Below are 15014 nucleotides of genomic sequence, written 5' to 3' on the forward strand. Positions count from 1 at the left end.
GCGGTTATGAATATTTAAATTCGATGGAGAGGGAAAAGCTGATTAAAACCGTCGAGGCAATACTCAGGAGTGCGGGCTACAAAACCGCCCGTCTTGAATTTAGGGGCTCATGCTTTGACCTGGTCGCAAGCCGGTTAGTGGTTCTTCTGTTCATCAAGGTAGTCTCAAATATAGATACCGTAACGGAGGAGCAGGTAGAGGACCTGAAAAGGCTCGCGAAGTTCTTCAACGCCTCCCCGCTCATAGTCGGCGTCCGCTCGAAGAACGCGGAGCTTGAAGAGGGTGTCGTCTACGAGCGCTTTGGGGTGTACGCCCTTAGGCCTGAGACCCTGTACGACGTTCTGGCCAACAACGAGCTTCCAGCAATCTTCGCCGAGCGCGGCGGGTTCTACGTTAGGGTGAACGGCGAGCTCCTCCGCGAGCTCAGAGAGAGGCACGGCTATTCCGTGAACGAACTGGCCCAGCTTTTGGGGGTTTCGAGGAAGACCGTCCTCAACTACGAGCGCGGGGAGCAGGCGGTGTCCCTTGAGGTGGCAATCCGGCTCGAAGAGCTCTTTGATGAGGCCCTGGCGGAGCCCATTGACGTCCTAAACACGCGCGTTGAGGCCAAGCTTGACGTTAAACCCGAGAGCCCGCTTGAAAAGGAAGTCTTTGAGAGGCTGAAGCGCCTGGGGTTTGGCCTCGTGAAGGTGAAGAAGGCCCCGTTCAACGCCGTGTCAAAGGGTGACGAGTTCAGAATCCTGACCGGTCTCGACGAGAGGAAGACCCGCTCAACCGTAAAGAGGGCGGAGATGGTGGCGGAGGTCGGGAGGATAATCAACTCCGATGGAGTCTTCATACTTGAGAAAACGAAGACCGAAGTCGTCAAGGAAGTCCCCCTGATTCCGAAAGAAAGCCTTGAAGAAGTGAGGGACGCTGACGAGCTCATCGAGATGATTGAAGAACTCAAAAAGGAGATAAAGGCAAAGCTCTTCAGCTGAAGAGCACCTCTTTCCAGCCCTCGCGGAGCTTGTCAACGTACTTCTCCGGTGAGGCTATGAGGACGGCCCACCTGGGGGTCTGGCGCCTCTTGAGGGCGTTTGCTAGAGGAGTGACCTTCGACAGCGGCTGAACCTCACCGTTCTCGAGGAGCACCTTTATACCGGTCTCCTTAAGCCTCGGCTCGCTGACCATGAGGTCTGCTATGCTGAACTCGAGGATTACCTCACCCTCACTCGCGCCAACGGCCTCGGCCAGGGCCCTTTCGAGCTCCTGCCTCTTCTTGACGTTTCTGTAAGCAGAGAGGAGCTCCCGCTTCTCGTCCGGGCCGAGCTCCTCGGCGCTCGCGAGAACCGCGGCCTTGTAGAGCTTCCTGTAAAGGACGCGCCTCGTGAGCTCCGAGGAGAGGCCCTCAAGGTCCTCAAGCTCAACGAGGACGCGGCAGTCTGTCATCTTCCAGAAGTCCCACAGGTGGCCCTCCTCAAGGGCGAACTCCAAAGCCCTTGTGAGCATGCCCTCAGCAATCTTCACAGTATGGTGGAAGTAAACTCTGGAGTACATGAGCGAGCGAGCGACGAGCATTCCCTCAACAGCTTCGACGCCCTTCTCATCAACCACCAGCTCCCCGTTGTGGATTTCAAGGACTTTGAGGAGCCTTTCGAGGTCTATTATTCCATAGGCAACGCCGGTGTAGTAGGCGTCCCTGATGAGGTAGTCGAGCTGGTCAACGTCCACTCCCCCGTGGAGCATCTGGCCGAGGTAGGGCTTCTCCGCCTTTCCAAGTAGGAGGTCAGCAACTTCCCTGGGGTCTATTCCGTGCTTTTCCAGTATCTCGGGGATCCTGCCCCCGTCCTCGTCGCCGGTGATGTTTATCTTGCCCGTGATGATGTCCTGGCCGAGGCGCATGTGGTCGTGCTCCTTGACGTAGTGGCGGTAGATTCCCTCGAAAGTGTGGCTCAATGGACCGTGGCCGATGTCGTGGAGCAGTGCCCCAACCTGGAGGAGAAGGCTCTCGTCCTCGCTCAGCCCGACCTCACTCGCGAGCCTCTTTGCCAGGTGCCATGTTCCAAGCGAGTGCTCGAAGCGGGAGTGGTTTGCGCCGGGGTAGACCAGATACGCCAGGCCGAGCTGTCTTATGTGCCTGAGCCTCTGGAACTCTGGCGTTTTGACGAGTTCGAGGATTGGGCCCGCAACTTTCATGCTCCCATGTACTCCGTCGTGGATAATCTTCGCGTCCTTCATTTTACCTCACCGGCTGAAAATTTGAGAGTGGCCTTAAATAACTTTTCGGCATTATGACAAAGGATAGGGTTATAAATGATATACCTCAACCAACAATGCCCCCGCGCGAGGACCCCGGGGAGAATGAACCGGGGGGCGATGCGGGGGCGACAGCCCGGCCTCAGCGAGGTCCCCGCGGGAGGGCCTTCCGCGTCCCGGAGCGCAATGACCGCGGGAAACCCAGGCCGGGCACACTTCTCGCCCGCCTGGGTTAACCCGCCCAAGCCCGCCGTCTGGCACCGATGAGGGCGGGCGTTACGGGCGGGCGACACACTACATCTCAATCCTAAGCTTCAATGCAACGTTCCGCCCGGTTACATTTTTCTGTATGTAACCCGGGGAATAGAAAGAGTTATTAGTTCTAACGTGTAGTTAATAATGCCATGACTGCGAGTGGTCTTATCGAGCCTCCCGAACGAGATGTTAAAGAAATTATTCCATGGCTTAAGGATAATCCAGTCCATGATGTATTAGAGCAAAGAAGGCGCGAGGCCATGGAAATCATCATAGATATTGCACAAAAAGAATTGAGCATCATTGGTGAACTTCCAGAGGACGTTAAGGAAATTATAAAAGTCCCAGAAGGTAAACTCCTGAGCGAGGACTTTTAGCGATTCTCAGTACAGGGTCACCCAGACCTCTTCCCCTTCGAGGTACCCCTCACTGTCCTCAGGGATTTCTATGTACCCGTTGCTCTCCACTAGTGAGCTTATTATCCCGCTGCCCTTCTTCTTGATGGGCCTCGCTTCCCCGTTCTCGTACCACACTTTCACAAACTCGTACCTTCCGAGCTGGCTTGAGACGCGCTCGGTTAGTCTCGCCCGAACCCTGACCTCGTAGTTTCTGGCCCCAACGAGCTTTGCCAGGGCGTGCTTGACGTAGAGGTGGAACTGTGTAAAGACCGCCACCGGATAGCCGCTCATTATGAAGACCCTCTCGCCGTAGCCTATAGGCCTTCCCGGCTTTATCGTCGTGCCGTGGAAGAGCACCTTGACGAAGCGGTGTGCGAAGTCCCTGTCGCCGAAGGCAGAACCGCCGGTAACGAGAACGAGATCGTTCTCGGCTTTCGCCTTTTCAATTGCTTCCCCTACCGCCTTTTCATCGTCGGGGATAACGCCGTAAAAGACCGGCTCGCCGAAGTACTGCCTAACCAGGCCGGTAAGCATAACCGAGTTGCTCTCAAGTATTTTGCCCCCCTTTAACGCCTCCTCGTCAAACTCCTCGATTAGCTCGTCGCCGGTGATGATTACCCCAACGCGGGGCTTCCTCTTGACTTTAATGGTCTTGAAGCCGAGGCTCTTGAGCAGGGCCAAGTCCTGGGGCCTCAAAACCTGGCCTTTCTTAAGAACGACTTCGCCCTTCTTCACATCCTCCCCAGCGAACGCGACGTTCTGTCCCGGGGCGACCGGCCTGAGAACCCTTATGATGTCTCCTTCGCGCTCTGCCATCTCCTGCATCAAAACTGCGTTCGCTCCCTCGGGCATCTTTGCCCCGGTCATCAGCTTCACTGCCGTGCCCGGCTCGACCTTTGCCCTGCTCTCCTCACCTGCGGTAATCTCGTCTATGACCTTCAGCCCAACGGGACTGTACTCCCTCGCCTGGAAAGTGTCCTCTGCGCGGAGGGCATAGCCGTCAACGGCGGAGCGGTCGAAGGGCGGGTTGTCTATGGGGGAAACCACGTCCTCGGCCAGAACCCGTCCGAGGGCCTCGCTCAGATGGAGCTCCTCGGTCTCTTTTATCTCGCTCAGGTCGTCTAAGAGGAGCTTCAGCGCCTTCCTGTAGGGCGTGAGAGTCTTGAACTCCCTCATCTCACTCCCTCCCGTGCTTGAGGACATGGCCCGCCTCTTTGAGGATTATCTTGATTCCGGTCTTTGCCGCCCCAGGACTGCCGGGCAGGCAGAAGACGGCCATGGCCCTGCCGGAGCTCCTGATTATTCCAGCAGTTGCCCTCGTCATAACTGCCGCTGTGCCTATCTCCTCGTAGCTGAGGAGCCTGAATATCTCGCCAAAGCCCGTCAGCTCCTTGTCGAAAAGCGGCCTGATGCTCTCTATCGTGACGTCCCTGCTCGCTATCCCGGTTCCTCCGGAGGTAACTACAACCTCGGCCCCCTTCTCAAAGGCCTCGACGACCGCCCCGATTATCGCCATCTTCTCGTCGGGGACAACTTTGTAAAGAACCCGCTCGTGCCTGGCCTTTTCAAGTTCTTCCAAAAGAAACTTTCCGCTTTCGTCTTCCTTCTCTCCCCTGCTCGCGGTGTCGCTGACAGTTATGACCGCGAACTTAAACTTCTTCGGGGCCTTTTTCTTGTGCTCCTCAGCTCCCATACTACCACCCGAGTAAGCTCGTTCCTTGAACTTAATAACCTTTCAGCAAACGGAAGCGTTTAACTGCGCAAGCGTTATATTCCCCTAGAGGAAGGTGAACGCATGGAGTTCGAGCACTTCATTCATCCCTTCGACGAGCCGATGATAGCTCTCAGCAACGCCCCTCACAGGGGAGGGCTTACTGAAGCGAACGGCTTCTTCTTCATGCAGGTTCCCAAGAATTACTCCGGCAACTACAGGGAGGACTGCCTCGCCTTCGAGCGCGAAAACGGGCTGAGCAACTTCGTCGGCTTCATGACAGCCGCCAGCGTGAGAAAAGTCCTCGCGACTGCAACAAGCGGGAGCGTCAGGGCCTACATCACCGCAGGGGTCACGAACCCCGCTATAGCCGGGGAAGAGCCGCCGTGGAGGCCTGGAACGATAAACATAGCCCTCATCATTAAAGAGGGCCTCACGGTCGGGGCGATGGCCAACGCGATAATGACGGCCACGGAGGCAAAAACCTACACCCTGATGAAGCTCGGCTACAACGCCACCGGGACGACAAGCGACGGCATCGGGGTTTTTGCGTTCGAGGGCGAGACCGAGTGGGCTGGAACCGCAACCGAGCTCGGAATAAACATTGGGAAGACCGTTAGGAAGGCCCTCGAGGAGAGCCTGAGAAAATGGAAGGGAACAAAAGAACGGAGGAGTCTCACCTCATTCCCATGAGCCTCCTGTAAAGCTCCTCCACCTTGGCACTCACTTCCTCCGGCGAAAAGCCTGCCTTAACCGCCAGCCAGGTCGCTCCGCCCGCCCCAACTCCCTCTTTAACGTAGCCCTTCTCATAGTCCCTCAGCCCTTTGAACTCGCTGTTTGAGAAGTCTAAGTCTGCAGCGTAGCTCATAATGCCGATTTCCTTGGCCGTCTCAATGAATGTGGCGCTTTTGTCATTGACCACCCATTTGGTAGTAGCCACCATGAACCTGCTCAAGTCCTCCCCAAGGGCCTTAAGGAGTGCTGAAACGGCCAGCATCTGGGTTCCGCCGGCCAGGACGACCTTCCTTCTGAACCCAAGGGCTATGCCGACCACCGTTGCCATCATGGGGTCGCCGAACTGGCGAAGGGCTTCGAGGGGGTTGTCTTTAAGCCCGCCGTGTTCGATTCCAGCGCGCTCAAATCCCTCCCGGATAACTTTTTCCTTCAGGCCGCGTGGGTTGTCGGGGGAAGCCGAGCTCGTCTTAGCGTTGTAGCCGAGCGCCCACAGGACTGCCTGGGCGGTCGTCGTTCCCCCCGGAGTCGATTCCCCTATCACAAGCTCCTTTATCGGCGTCTTGTTGAGCTCCTCGCCGAGCAGTTTGGCGCGCTTGATTATCTCTCCAAACTCTGGGAGCGCCGGTTCCCTCCTGAAGTCCCTTCCGACGGCGCCGCTGATGTGGACGTGCGGGATGAGGGGAGAAAGATAAGTCCCTCCCCTCACGATGAGAACCGGGAAGTCCGCGAGCTCCTTCGCGGCCTTCGTGATTATGGCGGGAGTCGGGTGCCCCTCTGGTGTCACGGGGACGGTGTCAATCGTTAAGGGCTTCTCATGGAAGAGGTATTCGGCATCGGCCACCGGCGTGAGCTTCGTCAGCTCTGGCGTGGCACCTGCAACGCTTATTCCTGGTACTGTGGATATCTCGGTGTTTCCCAGAACCACGAGCATCATAAATACCACCTCTGGGCAAATTATCCAATGGGTTTATATATCCTTCCAACTGGACAGATTATCCAGTAAGGGACAACTGAGGCACGCGGGTGCCTTTGGATGGGTCGCAAGGCTGAGATTGGCCCTTTTCGTTCGAGGGGTGAGGGACGTGACAAACGTCTATCATATCGTCCAGTTCCAAAGCGGGGACGCGTACGCGTTCTTCCACGGCTGTCACTGGAAGTGTTCTTACTGCGTGCGGACGCTTGGACTGTGGGACCTGGGTCTCCCCGAAGATGTAAGAAATGAGCTCGACAAACTGTGGCTTCAGGGCCGTGTTAAATTCCTGAGCATCGAGGAGGTCGTCGCGATTTTGAAGGAAAGCGGCGTTAGGCTGGCTTTTTTTGGAGGAGGGGAGCCCACGATTGACAGGGAGCTTAAGCCACTGATAAAGCGCCTGAAGGAAGAAGGCATTGACGTGTGGCTCATTACCAACGGCGAGCTTCTGGACGAGGAGCTCGTTGGCATGGTGCGGGGGATTACGTTCAGCATAAAGGCCCTTGACGATGGGCTTCACAGGAGAATAACCGGCCGCTCCAACCGCACCGTTCTCGAGAACTTTAAACGCTTCGTGGGGAGCGGGAAGGTAGTGGCCGAAACCGTCTACGTCAAAGGGCTCGTGGAGTGCGATGAGGTGCTGAGGATAGCGAGGTTTATAGCATCGCTGAACCCGGAGACCACATTTAGAATTGACCCCCTCGTCCAGAATCCCCCTTACGAGGAAGTTGACAGCTGCATAAAGGAGGTTATGAAAATTCTGCCCAGAACTTACAGAATTATGGCGACGAAGGGCGAGCCCCCCAATTTGCTATACCCCAGAATCGGGTGAGGAAAATGGGAAAGGCGATTATGGTTCAGGGAACATCTTCGGGAGCCGGAAAGTCCCTGCTGGCACTTGCGCTCTGCAGAATTCTCACGAACCTCGGCTATGATGTCGTCCCCTTCAAGAGCCAGAACATGAGCCTCAACTCGGCGCCGAGCGTAGAGGGTGGGGAAATAAGTCGGGCCCAGTATCTGCAGGCCCTGGCATGCCGCAAAAAGCCCTCCGTGAAGTTCAACCCGATTCTGCTCAAGCCTGAGGGGAACATGCGGAGCCAGGTCGTCTTCATGGGGAAGCCCATTGGGAGCGTTTCTGCGAGGGACTACATGCTGTCCAAGAAGGAGGAGCTGTTCAGAAAGGCCATGGCGGTGCTGGACGAGCTCAAGGAAAAGCACGACCTCGTGATAATTGAGGGGGCCGGGAGCCCCGTGGAAATCAACCTGAAGGACTACGACATTGCCAACATGCGCGTTGCCAGACACGCCAACGCCAGGGTTATCCTGGTCACCGACATAGACCGCGGGGGAAGCTTTGCCTCAATAGTCGGCACGATGGAGCTTCTAAGCGAGGAAGAGCGGGAGCTCGTGATGGGCTTCGTCTTCAACAAGTTCCGCGGGGACGCTTCACTGCTTGAGCCTGGCTTCCAGTACCTCGAAAGGCGATACGGAAAGCCGACGCTGGGAGTCATCCCCTACACCGAGCACCGCCTGCCAGAGGAGGACTCCCTGACAGAGTTCCCGAAGGTCAGGGGCGACCTCCACATTCAGATAATCAGGCTCCCACACATAAGCAACTTCACGGACTTTGAGCCACTTCACTGGGCGAACGGCGTTGACTACGTGACGAAGCCGGAGGAAATCAAAGGCGACGTTATTATAATCCCCGGGAGCAAGAACACTGTCGAAGACCTGCTGTGGCTGAGAGAGAACGGCTTTGAGGAGGCGATAATCGAGGCCCACCACGAGGGCTCTTTCGTCGTTGGAATCTGCGGCGGCTTCCAGATGCTCGGGGAGAAAATCATTGACACCGTCGAATCGGGGCGCGGGGAAGTTAAGGGCATCGGCCTGTTGCCAGCCAAAACCGTCTTTGAGCGGAACAAGCGGACGAACCACCTCAACGCCGAGGTTCTATGGGAACCTGCTAGGGGAATGGCCGTCGAGGGCTACGAGATACGCTTCGGAAGGAGCGTCTCGGAAAGACCGTTCTCGGTAATTAAGGCGATCAACGGTGCCAGAACCTTCGAGCCTGAGGGGGCGATAGGCGAGAGGGCCTTTGGGACTTACCTCCACGGAATATTCCACAACTTCGCCTTCACGGAACGCTTCCTCAACTTCCTGAGGGCGGAAAATGGCCTTGAGCTGGTTTCAATCGAACGCTGGAGCATCGAGGAGGAAATCGAGAGGTTCGCAAAGCTTGTTGAGGAGAACCTCAACGTGAGGAGGATTTTAGGGGAGCTTGGACTTTAAAAATAATCCGCAGGCCCCTCAAGCTCCTTCGGCGGGTGTCTCCTCGCCCACCAGAGCTTCAGGTGAAGGTAGATGTAGAACCCGATGAAGACCAGCAGGCCAACCGCGATTAAAACCACCGCGAGGAGCAGGAAGCCAGAGAGGAACAGCACGGCAAGTATCAGGAAGAGGACGAACGCCACCGTCCCTTTAATCTCGCTCTCCCTCACCTTCCCACCAACCTCGCTATCCTATTGGCAAGCCTTAACTCTTCCGGCGTGTTCACGTTGAGGGCCAGCAGGGGGTTGCTCAGCTCGAAAAAACTTTCTCCTCTCGTCCCGACGGCGTTCAGACCAACGATTGCATAGCCATTGTATGTTAAGGGCTTTAAGTCCCTCGGAACCAGCCACAGCGGGAGGACTCCCGTCAGGTTCGTCTCGCCGTCGAAGGCCTGTTTTACTGCCGCAATGTCGCCCGTCGTAACAAACGGCAGGTCGGAGGAAACGCTGACGAAGGGCCCGAACTCGCAGAGGAGCCATTTAATATCCTCAACGTAGCCCTTCCCGGGAGTATCAAAGAAGGGAACTCCCTCGCGGAGGCAGAGCTCCCTCGTCTTGGGGGTGTTCCGCGAGAGGGCCACCACAGTCTCGCCGGCTTTTTCGGCCTCGTAATAAACCCGCAGGAGCATCGGCACTCCTCCAACCCTCAGGATGGGCTTCTCCCGGCCCATTCTGCTCGACCTTCCGCCGGCCATTATGACTATCATGCTCTCAGCCCCCAAAGTAGCTCCAAACCATCGCCATCCCTAAGAGCACCCCCGCTCTCGTTATCTCCGCCACAGCACCGATGCAGTCCCCATTCAGGCCGCCGAACTCCTTAATGGAGAGGCGAACTACGTAAATCCCGGCCACGAGGCCGGCGAGTGAAGAGAGTGAGCGCAGGTCAAAATAAGCAAAGGGCAAAAGCAGCGCTAAGTAAAGGGCAGTTCCGAGGACAAGCTGTTTCTTATTAAGACCTTCCATAAAGTAGGCTCCAAGTCCCTGGCCGAGTGGCTTTTTCGTCGCCAGAGCAATGAGCATTGCGAACTTTGAGTTCAGCTCCGCCAAAAACAACGCATAGAACGGGAGAAGCGGTAGCGAATAGACCTGCAGGAAGAGAACCATAATGACGGCAAAAAGTCCCGCTATCCCGGTGTTGAGGTCTTTCATTGCCATTATCTTCCTCTCGCGGTCGCCCTTGACCATCACCCCATCGGCCCAGTCGGCTAAGCCGTCGAGGTGGAGCAGGCCTATCGTGAGGTAAAGGACCAAAACCGCCAGGACGTTCGCGAGGGGGAGGTTTAAGTAAAGAACTAGAGTCCCTAGGGCAGAAGTCAGGGGTGCGAGAAGGGGGAGCGCCCACAGCTCTTCTCTAATCTTCTCAAAGTCTCCCCTTACTGGAATCCGGGTGAAGAAGGGAAGCAGGTTCTTCATGGCTTTTCACCCGTCTCTTGAAAGAGCCTCGTCATGCAACCCGCTATGAAGCCGCCGATGGCGTCGTCGAGAAAGGGCGGGAGCTCGGCCAGGATTCCTGGCTTTTTCGTGTCGTAATAGAAGAAGTTGAAGAGCGCCATCTTCCCGCCGATGTACTCTGCGATGTCTATTCCAATAAGTTCATCGGCGACAAGGTTGACAGGGTCGCCCTCGACGCTGAAGTTCTCCTCAAGGAGCAGGGCCGAGAGGAGCAGAGCTTGAACGTTGATGTCCCCAAGATAGCGGAGCATCAACTCTCGCAGTTTCTCCCGGACTTCCTCTTCTCCGTCGCCGATGTAGAGTCCCAGCGCGGTGTCAAGCATCTTTTCAAGGGTTATACCTCTGGATTCGAGGCGAGAGAGAAGTTCTTCGGGGGTCACCGCGCTTCCTCCGTTCTATGCTTTGATATCTCTTTGAGGAACTTTCTCAGCTCTCTTAGGTAGGATTCTAAGTCCAATAACCTCTCTTTTTCAACATCAAAAGTGTAGAACCTGACGTCAAGTTCCCCGAACCGGTTCCCCTTCTTTATAAGCTTAATCAACGTCGAGAACTCGTTCATATGGAGGAAAGCTGTTATGGGCTCCACAACTATTCTGACTTTACTGTTAGGTGCGTACTTGTGGTATTTTTTCAGAGTTTTCCCACTTATCTTAGAGAATCCCTCGCCGAAGAGGGTCTCAAACTCGTAGTGTTCTCCCTCAGGAACAAATGTGACGTCAGGGACAATCTTTTTACTCTCGTCCTTTACTTTAATGGGAGTTTCAGTCCAAATGTATTCTCTCTCCACTTTATCCCATTCTATCTCGTTAAAGTCCTTTGAAATTTCCTCTTCCTCCTGAAGCTTCTTAATAAGGTAGTTAACTATGAAAACCTTACCAGCATAGTGCTCGGGACTTTCATTTTCGGTTCCTTTTTTATCTTCGGCCTCGTTAATAATACCAACGATGGAGTACTTCCCAACGAGTTTCTTAAGCTTCTTCTCGTATTCCTCTTTGGACATGTTAAATATGCTGTCCGTGAAAGTCATAATGTCGATGTCTGGAAGCTTAATTTTTATTCCATATCCATAAATTAAACTTGCAAGTTTGCGCTTTTCGTTGATAGAGAGCTTTGGTGAATGAACTTCAACAATTCTTAACTTGAAGTGTAAATCTCTCCAGTTGATGCCGCTTGGACTTGTAAGCATGCGCTTATATTTCTTGAACTTCTCCATATCCCTTGTGTAGAATATTACAATTCCTTTCCTTTTCGAGAAAATTGCCCATAGTCTATCAGCCAGCAACCGCTCGTTTATTTTGGCATCTTCTCCCCCATCCAAATCAATTAAAAATATTTTTCCTTCGTCGAGCCACCGTTCGATTTCCTGTTTGTTCCATTCCTCATCTAGGCTTAACTCTTTAACTTCTGGATAACCACCATGTTTTTCCCTGTATATCCTTAGCAAGAGCTCCGTAAACGTATCCTTATAACTATCATCCGGTAGCTCCTCGAACAATATCACGAGAGGCTCAAGGTCGCGGATTTTCCCAACCCCTGCACCAAACAGAACCTCAAGAGGATCCTTAAGTTCAGAAGAACCCTCTCCTGAACCAACCTCTGGGTTAGATGTAGCTTCAACCTCCACAGGCCTAACAGAAGAATCTTGCTTTATTCTCCTTGAAACTAATTCTCTCCGTTCTTGGGTGAGAATTCTGGCTGTTCTCGGTTCAGTTTTTGGAGTTATCTTAATCTCTGCGTCTATGGCCACATTGTCAGCCCCCCTCGTGGTATCCTCAAGTGAACGTAAGCGGAGATAGGGAACTATGGGCCCACGTGGCGCATGGAACTTTACCTCAGTAGTAACATTTACCACTTGGCCAATCTGCGGTGAGGATAAGGGATTGATATTAAGTAATGGCACCGAAATAGAAAAATCCACAACAGGTATTTCACTGTCCAACTCAACGCTCAGTATCTTAAACTTCGTGAGCGAGAGCCTTACCTGCGGTATAACTGAGGCATGCCTAAAGTCTGAAATTTCCGACTCTACTTTAACCTCAATGTTGAGATTGGGTCTCTCATCAAGCTCAAGTTTAGGTATGGAGAGTTGCCTCCTCATAACGTGGGGCTCGAAGTTGATTTCACTTGAAATTTTAGCCGAGGGCAATTCAATGGGAGGTACTAATATGGTCGTGTGAAGTGGAGTATAAACATTGGAATCAACTTTGATAACTGGAACCTCCTCACTTGGGGAATCAAGGGAAATAAATGGAACAAGGACAGGATTGTGTCTTTTCTCAAAAAGAGAATCATTTAGGACGGCTAAGGCCAAGGCATGGGGCTCTTTGAGCTCAACCTGTGGGAGGGGGGAGGAGTTTAATTCAATGTCCCACTTCACTTTGGGGGTAATGCTAACCCGATACATCAAAAACGAAAGCTCTGGTACTGAAACCATGCCTTCATCTATGCTCATATGGTGCTCCATTGTCGTTGGTTTGGAACCCTGTTGTCCTTTTTCATCGTGGTGTTTAAGTCGTCTTATGCGCTCTCGTCGCTCAAGGGAGGCAATACTTTTCGTCAGTACCCGCTCGTTAGACATGAGTATCCCCCATCACACTTCAACGGGTTTGTATACCAGAGTGTTAGGTTCTGACCCACGTTCGAGCTTTCCCAATCCCAGGAAAAGCCAGGGACCAATAGTGTTAAGGAACAGTGGCAAGGACATGGTTCTCTGGAACCCATATTTGTTCCCAACAGTCACAGAGAGGTCGTTGATAGTAATTGTGAGCTTATTGGTATTGAACTGATGGTACAATTTTGCTTCTACATCGGCTACCACTTTCTCCAAGGCATCCTTCGCAAGCTGGTAGTAAGTTAGCTTCAAGTCTTCCGGTTCCTGAATTGCATACTTAAGTATCCTCTTAATCCTGTGCTTTCTGTTTTCAGGAAAGTTGAATGTCTCCATGACGAGTTCATTAAGGGAGTAAATCTTATCTGCAAGACCACCTTTGGAGTGAGTCCAGATTGTGTATTTCCTCCTTAGTGATTCAATCTCAATGGAAGGCTCGAACATTGGCTCAAGCTTCAGAAACTCCCTTACTACCCCAAAGTTAGTCTCAAGCCTTGGATATGCGGTTAGCAGATACTTGTAGTGAATGTTCCTCGTGCTGATGATAAAGAACGTGTAGTAGTTGTGAGCTGCACTAAAGTTTGCGGATGCCAGATATAGTTCCCCGATAGCTTTTACAAACTCACGGGGGTTCCTAACGAGGTCATATGGAGAAAAACTCGTGGGTACCGTGATAAGAGCCTTTGAAAGGATATCTTTCGAAAGGTGGTTTGCTTTTTTGAGGAATTTCAGAAACTCAACTGAGTCCTCATCAATAAAGCGAACTTGACAAATTTGGAGTGCACCTTCATGTTCATTGGCTTTTAGCATATCTCTGAGCTTGTCAAATTCTGTAATCCCTGCTCCATATACCGACCACACAAGCCATGAAAGAGCATTTTCAGAGGGCCCCTCCTCTGTTACTCCCCCTATGAAAAACTTTCTGTATTCTTCAGGAACCTCAGAAAGCCTTTCTCCCTCCCATGTCTTAAGATGCTCCCTAAACTGTAGCAACGCTTCAGTAATGGTGTATATCCTGCCAATGTACTTCTCTATGTACTTCCTCCAAGCACTTACATCCCAATAGCGGAACTCAGGTACATTGTCATAGTAGCTCTCCATGTCTCTCACCATGGTGGGGTTCGTAAGTTAAGTTTTAAACATTTATTCTTGCTCAGAGATATTCTAAGATAATCACGAAGTTGGTCTTTGCGTAACATTCTCTTTGGAGCTCTCGCAACGTCCACGACAAGTCTTCGCTCCTAGGGCTCTTCTCATCTCCTCACTCCAACCCTCAGGGACGGTTATCCTGAGCAATATCTCGCCCATTCCATCACCCACCGTATTTTTTGCCCTGCCCCTATTTACCTTTTCTCCTTTCTTAGCCCAAACCTAACCCAGTAATACCTCCTGCTCTCCCCTCTGGACAGGACTTCGATGTCAAAGCGCCCCTCAAAGAGCGGAGAAGCCAGGACGACGGTGTGGAACTCCCCGAACTCGCCAATTGGGTCAGCATCGGGATTCCGCTCAAGGAAGCGCTCCAAATCTCCGAGGGAGCGGAAGGTGTAGCCGAGCCACTCTTTGCCGAGCTTCTCCTGGTTCACGGCTATAATCGCGTACTCAAAGCCAGCCCCCAGGATTTCCCCGGCCAGTCTCTTAGTATCCTTGCCCCATAAGGGCTCAAGGGCTTTAACCCCAGCTTCCATAGCAAGGCGCTCAACCCAGCGATAGTGATCCTCAAGGAGGACGTCCCCCGCGATGAGGTAGTCAACGTCGAGCGAGGAGATAAACTCGGCCAGCGCTCCGCTACCCCGCGCCATGTCAAACGTGAGGAGTTCCTTCCCCATGGCCCTCGCTAACGCCTCAAGGGCCGAGAAGTTCTCCCAGTGGGGGGAGGCTCCTATCGTCGTTTTAAGCGCAATTAAGTATGGGACATCTATTCCGCTTTTTTGGGCAAGGTGGAGCGCGTAGAGGCCATCTTTCCCGCCCGAAAAGAATGCTACGCCCTTCAAATCCTTCCCTCCAGCTTTAACTGCTCGTACTCCTCTCTAAGCTTTGCAACCGTCTCGGCATCAACGTAGGGTATCAACGCCCCGCAATCGAGGCAGAGCCAGCCCTTCCCGTAGACGGCACCCTTCAGCAGGCCCGTGGTCTTGCTCTTCCAGGGCGGAACCCAGAAGTAAGTGGAATACCCGTGGCTCTCAGTTTTGCTCGGCACCATCGTCCCTCCGCAGAACGGACACTTCCTTGTCTCAACCACCGGAACCACCAAACCTATAAACCCCCCGGACTTTTTATCCATTATGCCCAACTCGTGAAGGAAACACAATACCAAGAGTCA

The 15014-nt window shown here is 53.3% G+C and carries 17 protein-coding genes; 5 read left to right on the top strand and 12 right to left on the bottom strand.

Going from position 1 to position 15014, the window contains the following annotated elements; genetic code table 11:
• Positions 1–23: 23 nt before the first annotated feature.
• Positions 24–980: a transcriptional regulator gene (locus tag TEU_RS08945; protein WP_050003450.1), complete on the top strand. Its 957-nt coding sequence runs from the start codon at positions 24–26 to the stop codon at positions 978–980.
• On the opposite strand, the gene TEU_RS08950 is transcribed toward TEU_RS08945, so the two are convergent.
• Positions 973–2220 (bottom strand): HD domain-containing protein, encoded by a 1248-nt coding sequence (locus tag TEU_RS08950; protein WP_050003451.1) that lies wholly within the window; start codon positions 2218–2220, stop codon positions 973–975. The genes TEU_RS08945 and TEU_RS08950 overlap by 8 nt on opposite strands.
• 422 nt (positions 2221–2642) lie before the next feature.
• On the opposite strand from TEU_RS08950, the gene TEU_RS08955 reads away from it, so the two are divergent.
• Positions 2643–2870 carry a hypothetical protein gene (locus tag TEU_RS08955; protein WP_050003452.1) on the top strand — a complete coding sequence of 76 codons (228 nt, stop codon included), beginning with the start codon at positions 2643–2645 and terminating at the stop codon, positions 2868–2870.
• 6 nt (positions 2871–2876) lie between these two features.
• On the opposite strand, the gene TEU_RS08960 is transcribed toward TEU_RS08955, so the two are convergent.
• Complete coding sequence (locus TEU_RS08960) at positions 2877–4067, bottom strand: molybdopterin molybdotransferase MoeA (RefSeq protein WP_050003453.1); 1191 nt, start codon at positions 4065–4067, stop codon at positions 2877–2879.
• 1 nt (position 4068) lies between these two features.
• Positions 4069–4584, bottom strand: coding sequence for a MogA/MoaB family molybdenum cofactor biosynthesis protein (locus TEU_RS08965; protein WP_050003454.1), 516 nt, complete (start codon positions 4582–4584; stop codon positions 4069–4071).
• 102 nt (positions 4585–4686) lie between these two features.
• Between TEU_RS08965 and TEU_RS08970 the strand changes: the two genes are divergently transcribed.
• Positions 4687–5295: an adenosylcobinamide amidohydrolase gene (locus TEU_RS08970; protein WP_050003455.1), complete on the top strand. Its 609-nt coding sequence runs from the start codon at positions 4687–4689 to the stop codon at positions 5293–5295.
• Here the strand turns inward: TEU_RS08970 and cobT are convergent.
• Positions 5279–6271: a nicotinate mononucleotide-dependent phosphoribosyltransferase CobT gene (gene cobT, locus TEU_RS08975; RefSeq protein WP_050003456.1), complete on the bottom strand. Its 993-nt coding sequence runs from the start codon at positions 6269–6271 to the stop codon at positions 5279–5281. The genes TEU_RS08970 and cobT overlap by 17 nt on opposite strands.
• Before the next feature lie 139 nt (positions 6272–6410).
• On the opposite strand from cobT, the gene TEU_RS08980 reads away from it, so the two are divergent.
• On the top strand, positions 6411–7139 hold the full coding sequence (locus tag TEU_RS08980; protein ID WP_227738700.1) for a radical SAM protein: 729 nt from the start codon (positions 6411–6413) through the stop codon (positions 7137–7139).
• 5 nt (positions 7140–7144) lie between these two features.
• Complete coding sequence (locus TEU_RS08985; protein ID WP_050003458.1) at positions 7145–8596, top strand: cobyric acid synthase; 1452 nt, start codon at positions 7145–7147, stop codon at positions 8594–8596.
• Here the strand turns inward: TEU_RS08985 and TEU_RS08990 are convergent.
• The 8 genes from TEU_RS08990 to TEU_RS09025 form a co-directional block, all read right to left on the bottom strand.
• Complete coding sequence (locus TEU_RS08990) at positions 8593–8805, bottom strand: hypothetical protein (protein ID WP_050003459.1); 213 nt, start codon at positions 8803–8805, stop codon at positions 8593–8595. The genes TEU_RS08985 and TEU_RS08990 overlap by 4 nt on opposite strands.
• A complete protein-coding gene (locus tag TEU_RS08995) occupies positions 8802–9341 on the bottom strand; it encodes an NTP transferase domain-containing protein (protein ID WP_050003460.1) in 540 nt (179 codons plus the stop codon). The genes TEU_RS08990 and TEU_RS08995 overlap by 4 nt, the downstream gene beginning before the upstream one ends.
• A gap of 4 nt (positions 9342–9345) precedes the next feature.
• On the bottom strand, positions 9346–10047 hold the full coding sequence (cobS, locus tag TEU_RS09000) for an adenosylcobinamide-GDP ribazoletransferase (RefSeq protein ID WP_050003461.1): 702 nt from the start codon (positions 10045–10047) through the stop codon (positions 9346–9348).
• Positions 10044–10466 carry an alpha-ribazole phosphatase CobZ gene (gene cobZ / locus TEU_RS09005; RefSeq protein WP_081947232.1) on the bottom strand — a complete coding sequence of 141 codons (423 nt, stop codon included), beginning with the start codon at positions 10464–10466 and terminating at the stop codon, positions 10044–10046. Before cobZ ends, cobS begins: the two co-directional genes overlap by 4 nt.
• On the bottom strand, positions 10463–12538 hold the full coding sequence (locus tag TEU_RS09010; protein WP_144244849.1) for a hypothetical protein: 2076 nt from the start codon (positions 12536–12538) through the stop codon (positions 10463–10465). The genes cobZ and TEU_RS09010 overlap by 4 nt, the downstream gene beginning before the upstream one ends.
• Positions 12539–12676: 138 nt before the next feature.
• Positions 12677–13804: a hypothetical protein gene (locus TEU_RS09015; protein WP_144244850.1), complete on the bottom strand. Its 1128-nt coding sequence runs from the start codon at positions 13802–13804 to the stop codon at positions 12677–12679.
• 233 nt (positions 13805–14037) lie between these two features.
• The gene (locus TEU_RS09020; RefSeq protein WP_050003464.1) at positions 14038–14685 is read right to left on the bottom strand and encodes a PAB0415 family putative ATP pyrophosphatase; all 648 of its coding nucleotides are present in this window, start codon (positions 14683–14685) and stop codon (positions 14038–14040) included.
• Positions 14682–14942: a hypothetical protein gene (locus TEU_RS09025; RefSeq protein ID WP_227738701.1), complete on the bottom strand. Its 261-nt coding sequence runs from the start codon at positions 14940–14942 to the stop codon at positions 14682–14684. The genes TEU_RS09020 and TEU_RS09025 overlap by 4 nt, the downstream gene beginning before the upstream one ends.
• Between the last annotated feature and the right edge of the window lie 72 nt (positions 14943–15014).

The sequence above is a fragment of the Thermococcus eurythermalis genome (assembly GCF_000769655.1).
Taxonomy (GTDB): Archaea; Methanobacteriota_B; Thermococci; order Thermococcales; family Thermococcaceae; genus Thermococcus; species Thermococcus eurythermalis.